The sequence below is a fragment of the Bradyrhizobium denitrificans genome, from assembly GCF_013179005.1.
GTDB lineage: Bacteria > Pseudomonadota > Alphaproteobacteria > Rhizobiales > Xanthobacteraceae > Bradyrhizobium > Bradyrhizobium denitrificans.
Window position 1 is genome coordinate 14075 of sequence record NZ_JABFDP010000007.1, and the last position, 22498, is coordinate 36572.

Consider the following 22498-nt stretch of genomic DNA (forward strand, 5'->3'; position numbering starts at 1 on the left):
AACGAATGACAAAATCCAACGGACATGCCGGCAACGGCGCTGACAAGGGCCGCAAGCTGCGCTCGCAGGCCTGGTTCAACGATCCGCACAATCCGGGCATGACGGCGCTGTATCTCGAGCGCTATCTCAATTTCGGCTTGACCCGTGCCGAGCTGCAATCGGGCAAGCCGATCATCGGCATTGCCCAGACGGGCAACGACCTGTCGCCCTGCAACCGCCACCACATCGAATTGGCGCATCGCGTGCGCGAAGGCATCCGCGAAGCCGGCGGCATCGCGATGGAGTTTCCGACACACCCGATCCAGGAGACCGGCAAGCGGCCGACGGCGGCACTCGACCGCAACCTCGCTTATCTCGGACTTGTGGAAATCCTGTTCGGCTATCCGCTCGATGGCGTGGTGCTGACCACCGGCTGCGACAAGACGACGCCCGCCTGCCTGATGGCGGCGGCGACCGTGAACATCCCCGCGATCGTGCTGTCGGGCGGGCCGATGCTGAATGGCTGGCACGAGGGCCAGCGCACCGGCTCCGGCACCGTGGTCTGGAAATCGCGCGAGCGGCTCGCCGCCGGCGAGATCGACTATGAGGAGTTCATGCAGATCGTGGCGTCGTCGGCGCCGTCGGTCGGCCACTGCAACACCATGGGCACCGCCTCGACCATGAACGCGCTCGCCGAGGCGCTCGGCATGTCCCTGCCCGGCTGCGCCGCGATCCCCGCGCCGTATCGCGAGCGCGGCCAGATCGCCTATGAGACGGGCAAGCGCATCGTCGACATGGTCTGGGAAGATCTGAAGCCGTCGGACATCCTCACCCGCAAGGCGTTCGAGAACTGCATCGTGGCGAACTCCGCGATCGGTGGCTCGACCAATGCGCCGATCCACATCAACGCGCTGGCGCGCCATGTCGGCGTCGAGCTCGATATCGACGACTGGCAGAAGGTCGGCCACGACGTGCCGCTGCTGGTCAACATGCAGCCGGCCGGCTTCTATCTCGGCGAGGAATTCCACCGCGCCGGCGGCGTGCCGGCCGTGATCGGCGAGTTGATGCGGCACAAGCGCATCCATGAGGACGTCATCACCGTCAACGGCCGCAGCATGGGCGACAATTGCCGCGCGGCGCCGAAGCCGGACAATGACGTGATCTGGTCCTACGACAAGCCGCTGGTGAAGGACGCCGGCTTCCTGGTGCTGCGCGGCAATCTGTTCGATTCCGCGATCATGAAGACCAGCGTGATCTCCAAGGAATTCCGCGACCGCTATCTCAGCAACCCGAAGGACCCGAATGCCTTCGAAGGCCGCGCCATCGTGTTCGAGGGGCCGGAGGACTACCACGACCGCATCGACGATCCCGCGCTCGCCATCGACGAGCACTGCGTTCTGTTCATCCGCGGCGCCGGCCCGATCGGCTATCCCGGCGGCGCCGAGGTGGTGAACATGCAGCCACCGGCCGCGCTGATCAAACGCGGGATCCTGTCCCTGCCCTGCATCGGCGACGGCCGGCAGTCCGGCACCTCGGGCTCGCCCTCGATCCTCAACGCCTCGCCGGAAGCAGCCGCCGATGGCGGGCTCGCCATCCTCAGGACCGGCGACAAGGTGCGTATCGACCTCAACAGGGGCTCGGCCAACATCCTGATCTCCGACGAGGAGGTTGCGAAGCGCCACGCCGAGTTGAAGGCCAAGGGCGGCTTCCCGTATCCCGCCAATCAGACGCCGTGGCAGGAGCTTTATCGCAACACCGTGGGCCAGCAGGCCACCGGTGCCTGCATGGAGCTCGCCACGCGGTATCAGAATATCGCTGGCACTGTCGGCGTGGCACGGCATAATCATTGAACGAACCACAGTCATTGCGAGCGGAGCGACGCAATCCAGGGCGTAAAAGACTCTGGATTGCCTCGTCGCTTCGCTCCTCGCAATGACGCCGAGACACCAAGCCATCTCAGGGAGATCCCATGTCCGACCGCCTCAAGGGCAAACGCGCCTTCGTCACCGCCGCTGCCGCCGGCATTGGCCGCGCCTGTGCGATTGCGTTCGCGCGGCAAGGCGCGACCGTGTTCGCCACCGACATCGACGAGAACGGTCTTGCGACGCTGAAGAGCGAGGGCATCGCCGAGGTGGCGACGCTCGACGTTCGCAGCACGGCCGCGGTCAATGCGATGGCCGATCGGGTCGGCAAGGTCGAGATCCTGCTCAATGCCGCCGGCTTCGTGCACAACGGCACCATTCTCGACTGCTCCGACGATGACTGGGACTTCTCCTTCGACCTGAACGTCAAGTCGATGCATCGCACCATCCGCGCCTTCCTGCCGAAGATGCTCGACCAGGGCGGCGGAGCCATCGTCAACATCGCCTCCGCCGCCGGTGTGTTCAAGGCGGCACCGAACCGCTACGTCTATGGCGCGACCAAGGCCGCCGTTGCGGCATTGACGCGCTCGGTCGCTGCGGATTTCGTGGCCAAGAAGATCCGCTGCAACTGCATCTGCCCGGGCACGATCGAAACGCCATCGATGCTCGGTCGCGCCGCGTCGGCCGGGCCGAACGGGCTTGAGATGTTCATCTCGCGCCAGCCGATGGGCCGGCTCGGCACCGCCGAGGAGATCGCGCATCTCGCAGTCTATCTCGCCAGTGACGAGAGCGCGTTCACGACCGGCGTGGCGCATACGATCGACGGCGGCTGGACGTTGTAGCTTCTCCTCATCCTGAGGAGCCGCGCAGCGGCATCTCGAAGGATGAGCCCCGGATGCCTCGGGGCCTCATGGTTCGAGACACGCTCACGCGCTCCTGACCATGAGGAGTAAAACGGGAGTCTAACGATGAACCACATCGACCTCGCCCATCGCTGCGCCGTCGTCACCGGCGGCGCCCAGGGATTCGGTCGCGCGATCACCGAGCGCTTCAAGGCGTCCGGCGCCAAGGTCGCGATCTGGGACCATGATATCGCGCTGGCCGAAAAGACGGCGAAGGAGATCGGCCCCGAGGTGCTGGCGCTGCAGGTCGACGTCACTGATCCAGCAGCGGTGGAGAAGGCCCGCGACGCCACGCTGGCCGCGTTCGGCACCATCGACATCCTGGTCAACAATGCCGGCATCGCCGGGGTCAACAAGACGGTATGGGAGACTGACCTCGAGGAATGGCGCAAGGTGCTGCGCATCAATCTCGACGGCCCCTTCATTTGCGCCAAGGCGATCGTGCCGGTCATGCTGAAGCAGGGCTATGGCCGCATCGTCAACATCGCCTCGATCGCCGGCAAGGAAGGCAACCCGAACGCCGCGCATTATTCGGCGTCGAAAGCGGGACTGATCGCGCTGACCAAGTCGCTCGGCAAGGAGCTGGCGCAGCAAAACATCACGGTGAACGCGGTGACGCCGGCCGCGGCGAAGACGGCGATCTTCGACCAGATGACCGAAGCGCACATCAATTTCATGCTGTCCAAGATTCCGAAGGGCCGGTTCGTCCTGGTCGAAGAGCTCGCGGCGCTGGTGGCGTGGCTCGCCTCGGACGAGTGCTCGTTCTCGACCGGCGCCGTGTTCGACATTTCCGGCGGGCGGGCGACGTATTAGAGCCACGGGCATGATCCGGATCCGTGGGAGGCGGCTTTCCGAAGATCGTGGTCCGAAGGCTCGTTCGCTGCGGCCGGCGCCTCGCGCTCGGACGACGCGGGCGTCCAGGGACTGGTGTAAGAGGATGCTCTGACGATGATCCGTTACGGCGGCTGCCTCTGCGGAGCGGTGCGCTTTGCCTGCGAGGGCGAGCCGATCAATGTGCGCGTCTGCCACTGCCGCAACTGCCAGAAGGCGATGGGATCGCCCTTCTTCGCCCGCGCGCTGTTTACCCATGATGCGCTGACGATCCAGGGCGAAGCCGCGCGCTTCCCCTCCTCCGACGCGCTCGACCGGATGTTCTGCCCGCGTTGCGGCACCCGGCTGTTCTCCTGGCGCAACACCCGCCCGGTGGTCGGGGTCGCGCTGGCCTGCTTCGACGATCCCAATGTCTTCGCGCCCACGGAGCACATCTGGGTATCGGCCAAGATCGGCTGGGTCTCGCTCAATGACGGCCTGCCGCAATTTCCGAAGAATCCTGCGTAGCATCGGGGAACCGCAATCCCTATTTAAGGGAAAAGTCCCTCCGGAACCCTCTCATTGAACATCTCCTTTTACGGCGTCTCCGTCTGGATCCTGCCGATCATCGTCGCCATCACCTTTCATGAGGCCGCCCACGCCTTCGTGGCCTGGCGCTTCGGCGACGAGACCGCATTGCGACTCGGTCGCGTCAGCTTCAACCCGCTGAAGCACATCGATCCGTTCGGGACGATCCTGCTGCCAGGGATGCTGTTGCTCTCCGGCTCCCCCTTCCTGTTCGGCTACGCCAAGCCGGTCCCGGTCAATTTCCGCAATCTTCAGCCGCTGCGCGCCGGCATGGTCATGGTCGCGCTGGCCGGCCCGGCGACCAATATCGCGCTGGCGCTGGCCGCGGCGCTGGCATTCCACGTGCTGCCGCTGGTCCCGGCGGCTGGCGCGCAATGGGTTGCCCATAATCTGCTCAATGCCTTTTCGTTCAACATCCTGCTCGCGGTTTTCAATATGCTGCCGATACCGCCGCTCGACGGCGGCCGGGTGGCGGTCGGCCTGCTGCCAGCGGTGCTGGCGCGCCCGTTTGCCCGCCTGGAACCCTATGGCATGCTGATTCTGATCGGTTTTCTGATCCTGCTGCCGCTCGCGGGCTCCCAGTTCGGTCTTAATCTTGATCTTGTGTCAGGGCTGCTCCGCGCCACGACCGATTCTCTCAAGCAGCTGCTTCTGTTATTGACGGGCAATGCATAAGTCTCCGCATCAGGGATGGTAAACGAGCTCCGAGGCAGTCTTGGTCAAAGCCGCTGACATGATGATTGCGCGCCGTGCCGACACGCGCGCCCGCGCCGATTTCGCGACCTGGAAGATGATCGCCAAGCTGAACGGCGCCTCCGGCCTGCCGCCGGCCGCGCAGGAATTCCTGGCGAGCTACAAGACTCGCCTCAACGAGATGTCGGAGCACGAGGCGACCGAGGCCACCATCCGCGAGATGTACAAGGCCTATTATGCCGAGATGGGCGGCGGCGGCGCGCCGCCGGAGGTGAAGCCGGTCAAGGCCGAGCCCGTCACCGACAACGTGACCGCCTTCCGCAGGCTCCCGCCCAAGCCAAAGACGGCGCAGACCGGTCGGTCCGCGCCGCGAAAGATGCCGGTGGCGCTGATCTTCATCGCGCTCTGCGTGCTGTTTGTCGGGATCAAACTGTACTGGCCGTAGCAGCCGGCCGAGCCGGCCAGCTCATTTCGGCGGATTGAACTTCACCGGCAAGGTGAATGCAAATTCGTCGTCGGTCAGCCCGGCCGGCGGACGCGGCACGGGGTCGGACCGACGAACCATCGCGATGGCCGCCTGATCGAACTCGGCATCCCCGGACGATTCCTTCACATCGACGGTCACGACACGACCCAGCCGATTGAGCAGGACCGAGAGCTTGAGCTGCGCCGCGCTCTTCCTTCCGGCAGGATACTTCTTGTGCAGCTCGAAATAGGCGCTGATCTTGCGGCCCCAATTCGCCGTCAGCTTGTCGCGGTCCTTGCCAATACCGACATTGGGCGCCTTGGTCTTCTCGGACTCCGGCGCCTTATCGTCGAGCGACTTGCGCGCACTTTCCTGCGAAGACTCCTGCGCTTCAGACGCTTGGGTCTGGACTGTCGCGACCTTCTGCTCCTCGGTCGGCTTCTTCACGTCGGAGGTTGTGACCTCGCGGTCCGCCTCCTCGGTCGTGGTCGGCACGTCCTTCGGCAGGTCGGTCTGCTCGACCTCGGCCTTCTGCTCCTGCATCTCCGGAGCGGCGTTCTGTAACGGAGCGTCCTGTCCGACCGGCACCTCGTCGTTGTCGACCTTCGGCGAGCCCATGTCGATGTCGATGACCTCCGCGCCCGCCGCGCCCAGGCCGCCCGCATCCTCGTCGTTCTTGAAACTGGTGAGCGCCAGCGCGGCTCCGCCGAGATGCAGCGCCACGGCGGCGACGGTCGCAAGCAGCCACAGGCGGCTCGAGCTGGCATGTCCGGTGTCGAGATCGCTCATGGCTGCCGTCTCGATCCTCACGGCTGGGCGGGCGGTGTCGCGGCCGGCAGTCCGGTCGCCGCGGCCGGCGGCGCTTCCAAGGCCACCAGCTTGATCTTGGTGTAGCCGCCGGCCCGCAGCAGCTCCAGCACCCCCATCAGTTCGCCATAGGGCACCTGCTTGTCGGCGCGCAGGAAGATCGGACGGTCCTTGCTCGCCTCCGGCATCGCATCGAGCTCACGCACGAGATCGACCCGCTTGACGAGATTTTCTCCGATCGCAAGGCCCAGATCCGGCTTGATCGACACATAAGTCGGCTTGTCCGGCTTCTTCTGCGGCTGCGCGCTCGACGACGGCAGGTCGATCGGCAGATCGACGGTCGACAGTGGCGCCGCCACCATGAAGATGATGAGCAGCACCAGGATGACGTCGATGAACGGCGTCACGTTGATGTCGTGGGTCTCGTCGAAATCGTCGTCGAGATCGCCTTCGGAGAGCGAGACGGCCATCGCCTGCTACTCCGCCGCACGCGCGTGGACGCTGATGTGGCTGCGATCGAGATCGCGCGACAACAGCCGGCCGGCAGCGCCCGAGGCGCGGCTCACCAGCTCGAGATAGCCCTTCGTGACGCGCGAAAAGTGATTGTAGATGATGACGGCGGGGATCGCGGCGGCAAGGCCGATCGCGGTCGCCAGCAGCGCCTCGGCAATGCCCGGCGCGACCACCGCGAGGTTGGTGGTCTGCGATTTGGAAATGCCGATGAAGCTGTTCATGATGCCCCAGACGGTGCCGAACAGACCGACGAAGGGCGAGATCGCACCGACCGTCGCGAGCAGACCCATGCCGGTGCGCACCCGCCGCCCCTCGGCGCGGACGATCTCGGCGAAGCTCGAGGCCGCCCGCTCCTTGATGCCCTCGTCGCTGCCGAGCCCGGCCGACAGACGCGCCTCGGTCAGTGCCGCCTGAAGCAGCACCGCGGCGACGTTCCTGCCATTGCCAAGCGCAAGCTGCGCCTCGGCCAGCGACTTCGCCGCCGTGAGCTTGCGCAGGGCGCCGCCGAGCTTGCGGCGCAAGACGGAGAACTCGATGCTTTTCGCGATCAGGATGGTCCAACTCGCGACCGACGCCAGCGCCAGCGCGATCATGACCGCTTTGACGACAATGTCGGCCTTGAGGAACATGCCCCAGGGCGACAACTCGTCGAGACCGGTGGCAATCGCCTTACCACCCCGTGCGCCCTCGCCGGTCACCGCCGTGGCGGACGGCGCCGTGGCCGCCTGCATCGCGGCAGGCTGTGGCGTGGTCGGCGCCTGGACAGACACATCGGTCGATGCCGCCAGAGGCTGGGCGCCCGCGGGCGCCACCGCTGACACAGTCAGAAATGACAGGACGATTGCAAACCTAACGAGGAACGATGTCATCATATCTCGGCCCGCTAAACCTCGGCCCATTGCCGGATCAGATTGTGGTAGATGCCGGTGAGCTTGACCGCATCGGGATCGTCCCTCCCGAGGCGTTCCGTCAAACTCTGGATCGCCGTGTCCAGATCGAAGATCATGCTCCGGACGTGGGCATCCCGTATCATGCTCTGCATCCAGAAAAAAGAGGCGACCCGGGCGCCGCGCGTCACCGGCGTGACCATGTGAAGGCTCGATGACGGATACAGCACCGCGTGCCCGGCCGGCAACTTGACTTCGTGCGAGCCGTAAGTGTCCTCGATCACGAGTTCGCCACCGTCATAGGTGTCGGGCTCGGCCAGGAACAAGGTCATTGACAGGTCGGTGCGGATGCGCAGCCCCGTCAACGGATCGCCGCGCACGGCATTGTCGACATGGATGCCGAAATGGTCGCCGCGCGAGGCGGTATAGCGATTGAACAAGGGCGGAAAGATCTGCAGCGGGACCGCCGCCGAGAGGAAGCGCGGATTCCTGATCAGCGCAGTGATGATGCGCTGGCCCAGCATCCGCGCCGCCTCGCCGTCGGGCGGCAACTGCTCGTTGCGCTTGACCATGGCCGATTGCGCCCCGGCGGTCGACCGGCCGTCCTCCCACTCCGCCGCATCCATGATGCGGCGGAACTCGGCGACCTCGTCCTTGGACAGAACGTCGGGGATGCAGATCAGCATGATCAGAACTTCGCAGTCGTGATGATGTAGAAGGCGCGGCCCGGCGCGACGGCGACGAACGGCACCGCGCTCCGATACAGCGTGTCGTAATACAGCTTGTTGGTCAGGTTCTGCGCGTAGAGCTTCATCGTCCAGTTCTTGTCGATCTGCTTCTCGACGAAGGCGTCGAAGCGCCAGTAGCTCGGCAACTCGTTGCCAGTGTTGGCCGCGAAGGTGCCGCCATAGACCTTGGAGCGGTAGACCGCCTGGCCGCCGATCTCCCAGCCGCTGTCGAGCTTGTATTTCGATAGCATGCTGAAGGACTGGTGCGCGATGTTGGCGAGTTGCAGGCCGATATTCGAGGCGACGCCGCTCTGCGTGACCTTCGACTGCATCAGCACCAGGCCGCCGAAGATGCTCCAGCGATCGGTAAGCTTGCCTTCCGCCTCGATGTCGATGCCCTGGATACGGTAGGCCGCGCCCGAGGTGAGCAGGCCGTTGACGGTCTCGCGGGCATTGTCCTTGGTGGTCTGGAACAGCGCCGCCGAGACCAGCAGATGACGATCGACGAGCTCCCATTTGGTACCGAGCTCGGCCGCCTTGTTGCGCTCCGGCCCGAGCAGGATCGCGGTATTGGCCGGCACACCGCCATAATCGGTGCCGGTGGCGTCGAGCTCGGAGCCGAACGGATTGGCCGAGGTCGCATAGGCCGCATAGATGCTGCCGATCGGCATCGGCTTGTAGACCAGGCCGACATTGTAGTTGACCAGATCGGCATTCATCTTGAGGTATTTCGGCGAATTGGTCGACGAGCTCATGTTGTAGCCGTCATAGCGTACGCCGCCGTTCAGGATGAGCGTGTCCCGCCAGTTCGCCGTGTCCATCACATAGACACTGTTGGTGTTGACCCCGTACCGGGTGGGATTGCCGACCAGCGACGGCGTGATGCTGAACGGGATGTTGGTGTACTGCGGCGAATAGACGTTGACGCCGGTGACCGCACCCGTGCTGGTCGAGCCGCCGCCGAACAATTCGGACGACAGGCCGGTGTAGCGATCAATCGAGATGTTCTCGTTGGAGAACTCGGTGCCGAGCACCGCGGTGTGCTTGACGCCGCCGGTATCGAGCTTGAACGTCGCGTCGTTCTGGTTGGCCCAGACGTCGACGGTCTGATAGCGGCTCTGCGCGCTCGCCGTCGTCGTCCAGAGCAGCGGGTTCGGGCTGGTCGTGTTCGGGTTCTGTGGCAGCGTGCCGATATAGTTGAGCAGCGAGTGCTCGCCGCGGAACTTGCTCGTGAGAGTGATCGCCTCGTTGATCTTGTACTCGGCCGCGGCCGTGCCGAAATCCTGCCGCGCCGTCTGGAAGTCGCGGTTGAGGAAGCCGTACCATGTACCGCGCGGAATGCCGGCCGAGGTCACCGGCACATTGCCCTGCTTGTAATAGGGCACGCCGAAATCGGGATAACCGGAAAGATCGGTGTGGACGTAGTTCGTCGTGATCTTGAGATCGTCGATCGGGGTCCACTTGGTCGAGAGGAAGGCGCCCCAGCGATCATCGGTGACGTAGTTGCGGCCCGCGACGTTGGAGTCCTGGAACAGCCCGCCGGTGCGCACCGAGAAGGTCGGCGAGATCGTCTGGTTGACATCCAGCGTCACCCGCTTCTGCTGGTCGGTGCCGAACTCGGTATCCATCCGCTTGAAGTTGGTGTCGCCGGCCTGCTTGGTGACGATGTTGATGGCGCCGCCGGCGGTGCCGCGTCCGGCATAGGACGAGGCCGGGCCGCGCAGGATCTCGATCTGCTCGGTGAAGAAGTTCTCGCGGATCGACACTGCGGGATCGCGGATGCCGTCGATGAAGACGTCATTGCGGGCATCGAAACCACGGATGAAGAAGCGGTCGCCGAATGCGTTGCCGCCCTCGCCCGAGCCGAGCGTGACGCCGGCCGTCGAACGGCCGATCTCCTTCAGCGCGGTAACGTGCTTGTCCTGCAGAACTTCCTTGCTCATCACCGTGATGGTCTTCGGCGTGTTGAGGAGCGGTTCGGGAAACTTGCCCGACGCCTGGACGCGGTTGACCTTGTAGGGCTCGGCCGCGTCCGCATAGGGGTTGGCATCGGGCGCGGCGAGCCCGCCGGCGTTCGGGAACGCCACGGCCGCCTGCTGCGCGCCCTGCTGACGCGCCGCGCGGCGCAGGGCATTGCGCGCGCGGACCTGCTCGGCGGTCGGCTTGGAGGCGGTCGGCTTGGCGCGCGCGATCGGCGCATCGACATTGACCGGCGGCAGATCGGATGCAGGCTGCGCCTCGGCCGACGACACCGACGCCACCGCCATCAATCCAGCGACGGCCGATACTTTGGTGACGAACGGCCCCTCTCCCCGTCCGTCAATGAACTTCAACGCTGCGCCTGCCCGCAGCGAACGCGGTGCTCTCACCTGTCCCATGTTGTTTTCACGCGCCCCAAATTTCTTCATTCACATCGCGAACGCGGATCATTCGCGTTGCGACAATGTGTCGTTGGTATCGGGCGCGTTTCAGAGGGTCAATTTGAGGAGCCCCAATCTGGCCTTGAATAGTTCCAGATCAAAACAATTCTAAAAAGCCAAACTAACAACAGGGCGTAACTTGAAATCGTTCTAAAACAGCGCGAGGGGACTCGCGCTGTCGGAGAATCTCTGATCGCGGATGTCAGCGCCTCAGCTCGCAGGTCCCGCCGAGTCGTCACTGCTCGGCGGCTTCATCAGCGAGAACAGCTCGTCGACGGTCTGCACCGCGATGTGGCGCACGCGCTCGGAATCATCGATGCCCGCGATCCGCACGCCCTTGACGACGGCCCTGATCTCGTCGCGGAAATCGGTGAGAAAGCGCAGGGGATCGCGCTGCTCGTTGGCAACCCGCGCGATCAGCCCGGTGACCAGGATCTGGCACGCGAGCATCTTCCCGTTCAACTCTTCCATCGTCAGCTCCACATCCGATTGTCGTTGCATGGTGCATCGTCGGATGTCCGGACGACGCAAGCCCTGCTCTGGTTGAAATCTGTCCCCACGGCGCCGCGACGGCCGCCGGAGCGTTCCGCTTCTAATCAGCTCCCATCGGGCGGGACAAGACGGCGATAATAGGTCGGAGGCGCGCAAGGGCGACGGCAGACACAGCGCAAGACGGGCGGCCGGGTGCGGATCTCCGACGCCGGGTGTCCGCCGGGGATCAGCGATCGCATGGTGGCAGCCAGTCTGGCCCGAACGGAGGAGCGCGAGGCCGGTCGGATGCCGGCGCCTCATCAGGCCAAAGCGCGCTTCGCACACAGGATGTTTTTGCGGTACGCGGCAACTCAAGATCAGGAAGGCCGGCGCAACTCAGCTATTTGGCGGCGGCTCCCGCGCCGATGTCCGAGAGCAGTTTGATCCGCTCCTTGAGCTCTCGCAACGTGGCGAGGCTGGTCGCGACGGCCTCGTCGGGGATGCCGTGCAGCACGTCCGCCGCAATGGCATCGCGCAGACCGTCGAGATCGTCGACGAGCTTGCGGCCGGCCGCGGTCAGATAGACGCGATTCGCACGCCGATCCTTGGGATCGTGACGCCGTTCCAGGAGCCCCTGCTCGACCAGACGGTCCAAGAGGCGCACGAGCGAAATCGGCTGCAGCTCCAGCACATCCGCAAGATCGACCTGAGACAGCCCCTCTTGCGCGCGCAGCCGGAACAGCACCACCCATTGCGCGCGCGTCGTGCCGCGCTGCTTGGCACGATGATCAATATAGTTGCGCAGAATGCGCGAGCTTTCGACAAGCTGCGTAACGAGCTGACGTCTTTCGTCGAGCGGCATGGCCGTGCGGTCCTCGGGGTCCCTCGAAAGCTTGCGAATTGTTTAGGTTTCTCCACGCCCTCGTGTGTTTACACATTAAGTGCGTGCATACTATATCTGGGCCGCTGGGATTGGTTTTAAAGACCGGTTATCATGTTCATCTCAGCGTACGGGCCAGCATGAAGACATCACGAACCATCGTCTGGATCCTGCTGGTCGCGGCCGTCGGCGGCGCCGGCTATTATGGCTGGCAACGCTATCAGGATGCCGAGTCGGCGAAGAAGACATCGGCACAGAAATCGGCGCGACCGCCGGCCGTTCGGGTATCGACCGCGCCGGTCGAGAAGATCGATTTTCCAGTGTTCCTGACCGGCCTGGGCACCGTGCAGGGTTTCAATACCGTCCAGGTCCGCACCCGCGTCGACGGCCAGATCGACAAGATCGGGTTCACCGAGGGCCAGCTCGTCAAGGAAGGCGATCTGCTGGTCGAGATCGATCCGCGGCCGTTCCAGGCTGCATTGGACCAGGCCAAGGCCAAGCGAGCCCAGGACGAGGCCAATCTCAACAATGCCAATCTCGATCTGCAGCGCTACACCAAGCTCGGCGAGTTCGCGACGCGGCAGCAGACCGATACCCAGCGCGCCACCGTGGCGCAGCTCACCGCCCAGATCTCGGCTGACGAAGCTGCGATCGCCAATGCCCAGACCCAGCTCAGCTACACCCAGGTCAAGGCGCCGATCTCCGGCGTCGCCGGCCTGCGCCAGGTCGATATCGGCAACATCGTCAACGCCTCGAGCCAGACGGGGATCGTGTCGATCGCGCAGATCGAGCCGATCGCGGTGATCTTCACGGCGCCCGAGGGGGAGCTGCCCTACATCAACGAGGCGCAGAAGGTCGCGCCCTTGAAGGTGATCGCGTTCACCACCGACGGCAAGAAGCAGCTCGCCGAGGGCAAGCTGATGGTCGTGAACAACCAGGTCGACACGTCAAGTGGAACGATCCGGCTCAAGGCGGTGTTCGACAACAAGGACCACGCGCTGTGGCCGGGTCAATCGGTGTCCACGCGACTGCTGGTGCGGACGCTCAAGGATGCGACGGTGGTCCCCGATGACGCGGTCCAGCATTCCACCAGCGGGCTGTATTCGTACACGGTGAGCCCGGACAACAAGGCCGAGCTGCGCAAGGTGAAGGTCGGCGCGTCGATCGATGGCCGCACGGTCATCGAGGAGGGGCTGACCCCCGGCCAGCAGGTGATCACCGGCGGTCAGTTCAAAGTGCAGCCAGGCTCGGTCGTGACCACTGCGGTGGCCAGCTCGGAGCAGGCACCAGCTAAGGTCCGGCAGGAATGAACGGCGGCGGCATTTCGGCACCCTTCATCAAATACCCCATCGGCACCTCGCTGCTGATGGCGGGCATCCTGTTCATTGGCCTCGTCGCCTATCCGCTGCTGCCGGTCGCGCCGCTGCCGCAGGTCGACTTCCCGACCATCCAGGTCACGGCCAATTTGCCCGGCGGCAGCCCCGAGACCATGGCGACCTCGGTCGCCCAGCCGCTGGAGCGGCAGTTCGCCCAGATCCCCGGCATCGCCCAGATGACCTCGACCAGCTACCTGGGCACCGCTGCGATCACGATCCAGTTCGACCTCAACCGCAACATCGACGGCGCCGCGAACGACGTCCAGGGCGCGATCAACGCCGCCTCAGGCCAGTTGCCGAAGAACCTGCCGTCGCCACCGACCTATCGCAAGGTCAATCCGGCTGATTCCCCGATCCTGCTCTTGTCGGCGACCTCGGAGACGCTGCCGCTGACCACTGTCAGCGACGCGGTCGACGCCGGCCTCGCCCAGCAGATCAGCCAGATTTCGGGCGTCGCCCAGGTCATCATCGGCGGTCAGCAGAAGCCCTCGATCCGCATCCAGATCGACCCGGCCAAGCTGGTCGCCAAGGGTCTGTCGCTCGAGGACGTGCGCAGCCAGATCGCGATCACCACGGTCGACGCCCCCAAGGGCAATATCGATGGAGAGCGGCGCGCCTACACCATCTACGCCAACGACCAGCTGACCGACTCGAAGGACTGGAACGACGTCATCATCGCCTACCGCAATGGCGGCCCGCTGCGGATCCGCGACATCGGACAGGCGGTGTCCGCGGCCGAGGATGCCAAGCAGGCGGCCTGGGCCAACGGCCAGCGCGGCGTGTTCCTGGTGATCTTCAAGCAACCCGGCGCGAACGTCATCGAGACCGTCGACCGCATCAAGGGGCTGCTGCCGCGGCTGGTCGCGGCGATCCCGCCGGCGATCAAGATCGATGTCATCTCCGACCGCACCACCACGATCCGCGCCGCGGTCGAGGACGTCCAGTTCACCTTGATCCTGACCATTTTCCTGGTCGTGATGGTGATCTTCATCTTCCTGCGCAGCTTCTGGGCCACCGTGATCCCGACCATCACGGTGCCGCTGGCGCTGCTCGGCGCCTGCGCCATGATGTGGGGCGTCGGCTATACGCTGGACAATCTCTCGCTGATGGCGCTGACCATTGCCGTCGGCTTCGTGGTCGACGACGCCATCGTGATGCTCGAGAACATCTCGCGCTATGTCGAGGAGGGCGAGACGCCGATGGCGGCCGCCTACAAGGGCGCCAAGGAGATCGGCTTCACCATTGTCTCGATCTCGATCTCGCTGGTCGCGGTGCTGATCCCGCTTTTGCTGATGGGCGGCATCATCGGCCGCCTGTTCCGTGAATTCGCGGTCGTGCTGGCCATGACCATCTTCGTCTCGATGTTCGTGTCGCTGACGCTGACGCCGATGATGGCCTCGCGCTTCCTGCGCAACGAGCACGCCGCGCAGCATGGCAAGTTCTATCAATGGAGCGAGGCCGCGTTCGACGCGATGCTGCGCGCCTATGAGAAGGGCCTCGACCTGGCACTGCGCTGGCGCTTTGCGACCTTGATGGTGTTCTTCGCCACGCTCGGGCTCTCGGTCTATTTGTTCATCCTGATCCCGAAGGGCTTCTTCCCGCAGCAGGACGTCGGTCTGATCACCGCGACCTCGGAAGCCTCGCAGGACATCTCGTTCAAGGCGATGCAGTCGCGCCAGGAGGCGCTCGCCAAGATCGTGATGGCCGATCATGACGTCGCCAGCCTCGCGATGAACATTGGCGGCTCCGGCCGCGCCGGCAACAACGGCAACATGTTCATCACCCTGAAGCCGCGTGAGGAGCGCGACGCGACGGCACAGCAGATCATCGCCCGCCTCCGGCCGCAGCTCGAGAAGGTCGAGGGCGCGCGGCTCTATATGCAGGCGGCACAGGACATCCGGCTCGGCGGCCGGCCGTCCCGTACCCAATTCGAGTTCACCTTGCAGGACCCGAACCTCGCTGAGCTCAACGAATGGGCGCCGAAGATCCTGGAGAAGATGCGCTCGCTGCCGCAACTGCGCGACGTCGCCACCGACCAGCAGGCCGACGGCACCACCGTGCAGCTCGCGATCAACCGCGACACCGCCTCACGCTACGGCATCACGCCGCAGCTGATCGACGATACGCTCTATGATGCGTTCGGGCAGCGTCAGGTGGCGCAGTACTTCACCCAGCTCAACTCCTACCGCGTGATCCTGGAGATCCTGCCGGAGCTGCAGGGCAATCTCGACACTCTGAACAAGCTGTATGTGAAATCGCCGACCACCGGCGACCAGGTGCCGCTCTCGACCTTCGCCAGCTGGACCACCGCGCCGGTGAGGCCGCTGTCGATCAGCCATCAGGGCCAGTTCCCGTCGATCACGATCAGCTTCAATCTCGCCCAGGGCGTGGCGCTCGGCCAGGCAACGGACGCGGTGCAGCGCGCGATGGTCGAGCTCGGCGCGCCCTCGACGCTGAACTCGAGCTTCCAGGGCACCGCGCAGGCCTTCCAGCAGTCGCTGTCGACCGTGCCGCTGCTGATCCTTGCGGCGCTCGTTGTCGTCTATCTGATCCTCGGCATCCTCTACGAGAGCTACATCCATCCGATCACGATCCTGTCGACCCTGCCCTCGGCCGGCGTCGGCGCGCTCGCGATCCTGATGGCGTTCGGCTACGATTTCAGCCTGATCGCCCTGATCGGCGTCATTCTGCTGATTGGCATCGTGAAGAAGAACGGCATCATGATGGTCGACTTCGCCATCGCCGCCGAGCGCGACCAGCATCTGCCGCCGGAGCAGTCGATCCGCCAGGCCGCCCTGCTCCGCTTCCGCCCGATCATGATGACGACGATGGCCGCGCTGCTCGGCGGCGTGCCCTTGATGCTCGGCAACGGCACCGGCTCGGAGATCCGCCAACCGCTCGGCTATGCCATGGTCGGCGGCCTGATCGTCAGCCAGATGCTGACCCTGTTCACGACGCCGGTCGTCTATCTGTATCTCGACAAGGTCAACAACGCCTTCGCCCGCTGGGGCCGCACGCATATCGACCACGAGCCGGATGCTGCGGCGGCCGGCCCGGTCAAGGAAGCGGCGGAATAATCCGCCGCTCCGGTCCAGGGCTTATTGCCGCGCCATCTCGGCCCGCCCCACACTGTCGCCATCCAGGCTCTGCTCGTTCTGCATTGTAACGGTCACATGCGACAGCCGGCCGGTGAACGCGAACGGCGCCGTGTAGTCTGACACCGGGCTGCCGCGGTCATGGCCGATGTCGAGCCCCGACCATGAGATCAGCGTGTGAAAGGCGAGCTGCGTCGTCAGCGCGCCGACCTCTTCGCCGTCGATCAGCAAGGTGTATTGGCTGAAGCCGGTGCGCGCGCCCTTGGCAGGCTCGCTCTCGCGCCGGAGACGCTCGACCCGCAGGCCGAGGCGATGCGCTCCCGCCGGCACCGCGCGAGTCGAGCTGATGATCTCGTGCCGGCCGCCGATGTTGAGATCGTGCACGAGATGGCCGTCCTTGACGTAGAGGCTGTAGCCCGATGTGGCATCGCCATGCGCGATCAGGACGCCCTCGGCGCCCTCCGGTCCGATCTCGACATGGGCCTCGATCAGATAGTCGCGGCTGCGCACGTCGGGTGCGACGTCGGTCGGCACATGGCCCATGCCGGCGTGAAACACGAAGCGCGTGCGCGCGCCGTGGAAGCGTGCGGCGTTCTCGGCGAAACGCGGGCCGAAGCGGTCATCGAGCGGCAGCACCTGATGCGCCTCCGCCTGCTCCCACCACAGCTTGACCAGCGCCGCGAGCCGCTCCGGCTCGGCGGCGGCGAGATCATGCGTCTCGGAGAAATCCTCGGCGAGATGAAACAGCTCCCATTTGTCGCTGTCGAACGGCGTGCCCGGGGGATGAAAGGCGACCGCCTTCCAGCCGTCGTGCCAGAGGCCGCGATGCCCGAACATCTCGAAATATTGCGGCACCGGCTTCGATGGCGCCGTCGCATCCGCGATCGACGCCGCGAAGCTGACGCCCTCCAGCGGCATCTGCGGCACGCCTGCGATCGTGGCCGGCGCCGCGATGCCGATCAGGTCGAGCAGGGTCGGCACCAGGTCGCTGGCATGGACGAATTGATGGCGCAATTCGCCCTGCGCGGCGATGCGTTGCGGCCATGACAGGATGAAGGGATCGCGGATGCCGCCGCCATGGGTGTTCTGCTTGTAGCGCCGGAGCGGCGTGTTGGACGCCATCGCCCAGCCATGCGGGAAATTCGAATGGGTGTCGGGGCCGCCGATGTCGTCGATGCGGGCGAGTTTCTCGGCGATCGGCTCCGGCTTGAAGTTGAACGGTCCCATGGCGTTGACGAAGCCGAGCGGTCCGCCCTCCTGGCTGGCGCCATTGTCGGACATCACGATCACCAGCGTGTTGTCACGTTGGCCGGTCCTGTCGAGGAACGCCAGCAACCGCGCCAGATGCTGGTCGGCATGATCGAGCATGCCGGCGAAGGCCGATTGCAGCCGGGTGAAGACGCGCCGCTCCTCGTCCGAATGCGTCTCCCAGGCCTTCACGCCGTCATTGCGCGGCGGCAGGTCCGTCGTCTCCGGCACCAGCCCCATCGCCTTCTGCCGCGCCAGGCGTTGCGCGCGCTCGACGTCCCAGCCATGCGCGAAGACCGCATCATAGCTCTCGATGATGTCGCGCGGCGCCTGGTGCGGCGCGTGGCAGGCGCCGAGGGCGAGCCAGGTCAGCCACGGCAGGTCAGGCCGATCGGCCGTGTGGTCGGCGATGAAGCGGATGGCCTGGTCGATGAGGTCGGCGGTCAGATGATAGCCGTCGGCGAAGCTGCCGGGCGGCGAGATATGCGTGTTGTCGAGCACGAGCTCCGGCGCATATTGATCGGTCTCGGCATCGAGGAAGCCGTAGAAGCGGTCGAAGCCACGGCCGAGCGGCCAGCCGTCGAACGGCCCGGTCGCGCCGCTCTCGGTCAACGGCGTCACATGCCACTTGCCGACCATGTAGTTGCGATAGGCATGCGCACGCAGCATCTCGGCGATGGTCCCCGCCTCGCGCGCGATCTTGCCGCGATAACCAGGATACCCAGAGTCGAAATTGGCGAGACAGCCGACGCCGACCGAATGATGATTGCGGCCGGTCAGGAGCGCCGCCCGCGTCGTTGAGCACATCGCCGTGGTGTGGAAGCCGGAATAACGCAGCCCCTGCGCGGCCAGCGCGTCGATCGCAGGGGTGCGGATCGGCGAGCCGTAGCAGCCGAAATCGGAGAATCCGACATCGTCGAACAGCACCACAAGGATGTTCGGCGCGCCCGCCGGCGGCCGCGGCGGCGCGGGCCACCAGGGTTTGGAGCTCGCGACGGTTCTGCCGATGGCGCCGGCGAATGCTGCCTCACTCATGCCACGTCCTCCCTCGCCCGCATCCGGCCGCAGCACGTCGCGGGCTGTGTTTCAGGTTTTCATCGGTCGGCAACGCCCGCACCGAGCGGCACGGACGCGCTTGCCTCAGATGATAACCATGATTATCATTTTTATTCCAGATGGAGAGAGGGGTATGCCCCGCCACACCGCCCAGATCGAGCTGCCCGGCGTCACGCCGTCGCGGCAGCAGCGCAGCCGTGAGACAACGCAGGCCCTGCTCGCGGCCGGCGCGGAGCTGTTGTGCAGCCGCACCCTGGCGGAGTTGTCGATCAGCGAGCTTTGCGTGCAGATCGGCGCCACCGTCGGCGCCTTCTACAGCCGGTTCGACAGCAAGGAGGCCTATTTCAACGCGCTGCTCGCGCTCACCCTGCGCGACGGACGGGAGCAGTTGCTGAAGCTGCCGCCGGCCCCTCCCGGGCCCGGCGGGGCGGATGACCAATGCCTGCAGCTCGTCCGCGGCATCGTGGTGTGGATGCGCCGCCACAAGGGCGTGCTGCGCGCCGCCCTGATGCGCAGCGAGAGCGGCGCCAACAACTGGACCGGCTTCAAGGAGCTGGCGCAGGCGCTGTCGGAGCGGGCCGCCATGGTGCTGCTGCCCTTGCTGCATGGCGCGCGCGCCCCGGGCCGACGCACGGCGACGGCCCGGGAACGGCGGACCGTCGCCTTCGGCATTCAGGTCGTGCTCGGCACCTTGGTGAATGCCATCCTCAACGACCCGGGCCCGCTGTCGATCGATGATGACGAGATCGCGGAGCGGCTCGGCGCCTGCCTGCTCCTTTTGCTGGGCGCCCCGAGCACCGCCGCGCCCCGGCGCCGCTCGCGCAAGCCGCGCGGGACCGCAAGCGCTCGATAAGCGGCGGTGTTTCACGCGGCGCGCCCAACGTCCCCACGGGCACAGGTGGCCGCCGCAGATGCCATCCTGCCCCGCCTCCACGGAGACACCGGCCCGCGCGCCGTCAAACGCGTTGGAAATCCGTCATCCAGCGGCTTGCCAAAGCCTGAGACATGCGGGTAGAAGGACGCGTCGCTGCCGCCGCGATGCTTCGCCGGCCGGCTCGCAGAACGGTGCCAGACAGTTCAGCAACTGCTTGAAACTCCTGGGCATTCCGTTGGGGAATGGTGTAACGGTAGCACAACAGACTCTGACTCTGTTTGTCTTGGTTCGAATCCAGGTTCCCCAGCCAGTTTGATGTCGGCCGCCCCGGGCTGAAGAGCGGCAGCTTTCTCGATACATGAAACGATCCGGGACGCGGGCGCGAGCACGTCCCTTCGCGCGCTTATTCGCTGGCGCATTCGCCGTTCAGCGCGCGTGTCCGCGCGTTAACGTCTGCTCATTGCGAATCGGCAAGAATGGAACAACCATTGCGAGCAATGGATCGCGTGTGTGGAGGACGGCACTTGCAAAGCAGCGTCGGGGCGCGGGCCTTTCAGAACGCACGGCTCCAAAAACGGGCCAAGAAGCAGGCGGACGCACTGTTGCCGGCCGCCATCAAGGCCTATCGGGAAGGCCGACAGGCGGAAGCTCAGGCGCTGTGCCAGCAGATCCTGCAGGACCTGCCCTCTCATTTCGGCGCCCTGCATCTGCTCGGCGTGTCCGAACGCGACAGCGGCCGTTTCGACGAGGCGGTGCTCGTCCTGACGCGCGCAATCGAGAGCGATCCGCGGTCGGCCGAAGCCCAGTCGGATCTCGGCCTGGCGCTGTTCCGGCTCGGCCGCTACGAGGAGGCCCGCGCCCGATACGAGCGCGCCATCGCCCTCAGGCCGAACTTCCCGGCAGCGCTCACCCATCTCGGCAATACGCTGATGAACCTGTTCCGTTTCGAGGAGGCGATATCGGCGCATGACCGCGCCATTGCGCTAAAGCCCGATTATGGCGAGGCCCATGCCAATCGCGGCATGGCGCTGATGTTCACGAGCCGCAACGGTGAGGCCGCCGAGAGCTTCGATCGCGCGCTCTCGCTGCAGCCGCGGTTGCTGACGGCCCTGTTCGGCAAGGGCGTGGCCAGCATGTACCTGCGCGATTTCGACGCTGCGCTGGCAGCGCTGAATACGGCGCTGGCGATCAATCCGAACGCGGCCGCCGTGATCGCCCAGCGCGGGCGGGTGTATCAAGAGCTGGGCAGGTTCACCGAGGCGGAAGCCGAGTTCGACGCCGCACTCGCCCTCGAACCGCTGCTGGACGCCGCACTTTGCGGCAAGGCCACGGTGACCCTCGCCAATGGCAATCTCGCTTTGGCGATCTCCGTCATCAACAAGGTGCTGGCACAGAACCCGAATTCGGAAATCGCCTGGACTCTGCTCGGCGTCTGCTCTGCGATGCAGGGCGACATCGCCACGGCCATCGAACATTACGACCGCGCGCTCGCGATCCGACCGAACCATGAGGACGCGATCACCAAGAAGATCTTTGCGCTGGATTTCATGCCCGATATCGGGGTGGAACATCTCCAGGAAGTCCGGCGATACTGGTGGGAGGCGATCGGCTCGCGATTGGAACGCCGCTCGCTCGGCAAGCGAGATCTCGACCCGGACCGGCGGCTTGTCGTGGGGTACGTCTCGTCCGATTTCCGCGACCATTCGGCGGCGCTCGCCTTCCTGCCGATCCTGCAGCACCACGACCGCACGAAGTTCGAAATCCTGGCGTATTCCTGTTCGCCGATGAAGGACGCCAAGACCGAGCTATGCCGCTCGCTGGTCGATCGCTGGGTCGATGCCTCGCTGTGGAGCGACGACAGGCTCGCCGATCAGATCCAGGCCGACACGGTCGACATCCTCGTCGACCTCTCGGGACATTCCGCCGGCCACCGGCTCACGATGTTTGCGCGCAAGCCCGCCCCCATCCAGGTCTCCGCCGTCGGCAGCGTCACCGGGACAGGCCTCCCCGTCATGGACTATCTGCTGGCCGATCCGGTGGTGATCCCGGCCACGGTCCGGCATCTGTTTGCCGAAAGGATCTACGACCTGCCGTCGCTCATCACGATCGAACCGCCGCCGCCAATTCCGCCGTCGCCGCTGCCCATGCTTCGGAACGGCCACGTCACCTTCGGCGCGTTCAATCGCATCGACAAGCTGTCTGAGCCTACGCTAAGACTCTGGTCGAAGCTGATGGCTGCAACGCCCGGCTCGATGATCGTCGTCAAGAACCATTCGATGGGCGATGCCCTGCTGCGCGACGGATTGATTGCTCGCTTCGTCGCTCACGGCATTGCCGCGGACCGGGTCATTTGTGCAGGAAAGACGACGCGCCTGGAGCACCTTGCGATGTTCGCCGAGATCGACATCTCGCTCGATCCGTTCCCGCAAAATGGCGGCATCTCGACCTGGGAGTCGCTGCAGATGGGCGTGCCCGTCGTCGCCAAGCTCGGCAGCGGCCCTGCCGCACGCGCCGGCGGCGCGATCCTCAAGGCGATCGGCCTCGACGAATGGGTCGCCGACGATGATGAAGGCTATCTCGCAACCGCGCTGAACTTCTGCTCCCGTCCTGACGAGCTTGCGGCGCTCCGCGCCGCCCTGCCCGCAATCGTTTTGAATTCAGCCGCCGGCAACAGCGCGCTCTACACCGCGCATGTCGAGAAGGCCTATCGGACGTTCTGGCACGACCATTGTGCAAGGGCGCAGAGGCGCTAGCGTCTGCAGCCGCTGGCTGCGAAAGGCGACTGCGGAGCATCGCGACACGCAGACCCATACACGGCATAGCTGCAGACAACAAACACACGT

General features: G+C 65.2%; 18 protein-coding genes and 1 tRNA gene. 11 read left to right on the forward strand and 8 right to left on the reverse strand.

Translation table 11 applies throughout. The features are described 5' to 3' along the window. The first annotated feature begins 5 nt into the window (after positions 1 to 5). From HL671_RS08790 to HL671_RS08815, 6 genes are all read left to right on the forward strand, one after another. A complete protein-coding gene (locus HL671_RS08790) occupies positions 6 to 1829 on the forward strand; it encodes an IlvD/Edd family dehydratase (RefSeq protein ID WP_172236169.1) in 1824 nt (607 codons plus the stop codon). A 119-nt stretch (positions 1830 to 1948) separates the two neighbouring features. After that, the gene (locus tag HL671_RS08795) at positions 1949 to 2683 is read left to right on the forward strand and encodes an SDR family oxidoreductase (RefSeq protein WP_172236170.1); all 735 of its coding nucleotides are present in this window, start codon (positions 1949 to 1951) and stop codon (positions 2681 to 2683) included. A 126-nt stretch (positions 2684 to 2809) separates the two neighbouring features. Next, the gene (locus HL671_RS08800; RefSeq protein WP_012043651.1) at positions 2810 to 3556 is read left to right on the forward strand and encodes an SDR family NAD(P)-dependent oxidoreductase; all 747 of its coding nucleotides are present in this window, start codon (positions 2810 to 2812) and stop codon (positions 3554 to 3556) included. A gap of 135 nt (positions 3557 to 3691) precedes the next feature. Further along, the gene (locus tag HL671_RS08805) at positions 3692 to 4081 is read left to right on the forward strand and encodes a GFA family protein (RefSeq protein ID WP_172236171.1); all 390 of its coding nucleotides are present in this window, start codon (positions 3692 to 3694) and stop codon (positions 4079 to 4081) included. Between the two features lie 54 nt (positions 4082 to 4135). Continuing rightward, a complete protein-coding gene (locus HL671_RS08810) occupies positions 4136 to 4816 on the forward strand; it encodes a site-2 protease family protein (protein WP_172236172.1) in 681 nt (226 codons plus the stop codon). A gap of 58 nt (positions 4817 to 4874) precedes the next feature. Further along, on the forward strand, positions 4875 to 5279 hold the full coding sequence (locus HL671_RS08815; RefSeq protein WP_172236303.1) for a hypothetical protein: 405 nt from the start codon (positions 4875 to 4877) through the stop codon (positions 5277 to 5279). 21 nt (positions 5280 to 5300) lie between these two features. On the opposite strand, the gene tolA is transcribed toward HL671_RS08815, so the two are convergent. From tolA to HL671_RS08850, 7 genes are all read right to left on the reverse strand, one after another. Next, entirely contained in the window at positions 5301 to 6089 is a 789-nt protein-coding gene (gene tolA, locus HL671_RS08820; RefSeq protein ID WP_041750693.1) for a cell envelope integrity protein TolA, read from the reverse strand. A gap of 17 nt (positions 6090 to 6106) precedes the next feature. After that, positions 6107 to 6577: a TonB system transport protein ExbD gene (exbD, locus tag HL671_RS08825; protein ID WP_012043646.1), complete on the reverse strand. Its 471-nt coding sequence runs from the start codon at positions 6575 to 6577 to the stop codon at positions 6107 to 6109. A gap of 6 nt (positions 6578 to 6583) precedes the next feature. After that, positions 6584 to 7492: a tonB-system energizer ExbB gene (exbB, locus tag HL671_RS08830; RefSeq protein ID WP_172236173.1), complete on the reverse strand. Its 909-nt coding sequence runs from the start codon at positions 7490 to 7492 to the stop codon at positions 6584 to 6586. 11 nt (positions 7493 to 7503) lie between these two features. Next, a complete protein-coding gene (locus HL671_RS08835) occupies positions 7504 to 8193 on the reverse strand; it encodes a Fe2+-dependent dioxygenase (RefSeq protein WP_172236174.1) in 690 nt (229 codons plus the stop codon). A 2-nt stretch (positions 8194 to 8195) separates the two neighbouring features. Continuing rightward, positions 8196 to 10613: a TonB-dependent receptor gene (locus HL671_RS08840; protein ID WP_172236175.1), complete on the reverse strand. Its 2418-nt coding sequence runs from the start codon at positions 10611 to 10613 to the stop codon at positions 8196 to 8198. A gap of 252 nt (positions 10614 to 10865) precedes the next feature. Further along, positions 10866 to 11126 carry a hypothetical protein gene (locus HL671_RS08845; protein ID WP_172236304.1) on the reverse strand — a complete coding sequence of 87 codons (261 nt, stop codon included), beginning with the start codon at positions 11124 to 11126 and terminating at the stop codon, positions 10866 to 10868. 400 nt (positions 11127 to 11526) lie between these two features. Next, entirely contained in the window at positions 11527 to 11988 is a 462-nt protein-coding gene (locus HL671_RS08850) for a MarR family winged helix-turn-helix transcriptional regulator (RefSeq protein ID WP_012043641.1), read from the reverse strand. Between the two features lie 158 nt (positions 11989 to 12146). On the opposite strand from HL671_RS08850, the gene HL671_RS08855 reads away from it, so the two are divergent. Further along, on the forward strand, positions 12147 to 13316 hold the full coding sequence (locus HL671_RS08855; RefSeq protein WP_172236176.1) for an efflux RND transporter periplasmic adaptor subunit: 1170 nt from the start codon (positions 12147 to 12149) through the stop codon (positions 13314 to 13316). Further along, entirely contained in the window at positions 13313 to 16459 is a 3147-nt protein-coding gene (locus HL671_RS08860) for an efflux RND transporter permease subunit (protein WP_172236177.1), read from the forward strand. The genes HL671_RS08855 and HL671_RS08860 overlap by 4 nt, the downstream gene beginning before the upstream one ends. Before the next feature lie 21 nt (positions 16460 to 16480). On the opposite strand, the gene HL671_RS08865 is transcribed toward HL671_RS08860, so the two are convergent. Next, positions 16481 to 18760, reverse strand: coding sequence for an arylsulfatase (locus tag HL671_RS08865; protein WP_172236178.1), 2280 nt, complete (start codon positions 18758 to 18760; stop codon positions 16481 to 16483). 154 nt (positions 18761 to 18914) lie between these two features. On the opposite strand from HL671_RS08865, the gene HL671_RS08870 reads away from it, so the two are divergent. The 3 genes from HL671_RS08870 to HL671_RS08880 all read left to right on the forward strand — a co-directional run bounded on the left by HL671_RS08870 (position 18915) and on the right by HL671_RS08880 (position 22408). Then, positions 18915 to 19634 carry a TetR/AcrR family transcriptional regulator gene (locus HL671_RS08870; protein WP_172236179.1) on the forward strand — a complete coding sequence of 240 codons (720 nt, stop codon included), beginning with the start codon at positions 18915 to 18917 and terminating at the stop codon, positions 19632 to 19634. A gap of 257 nt (positions 19635 to 19891) precedes the next feature. Beyond that, positions 19892 to 19965, forward strand: a tRNA-Gln gene (locus HL671_RS08875). Positions 19966 to 20179: 214 nt separating this feature from the next. Beyond that, on the forward strand, positions 20180 to 22408 hold the full coding sequence (locus tag HL671_RS08880; protein WP_172236180.1) for an O-linked N-acetylglucosamine transferase, SPINDLY family protein: 2229 nt from the start codon (positions 20180 to 20182) through the stop codon (positions 22406 to 22408). The last annotated feature ends 90 nt before the right edge of the window (positions 22409 to 22498 follow it).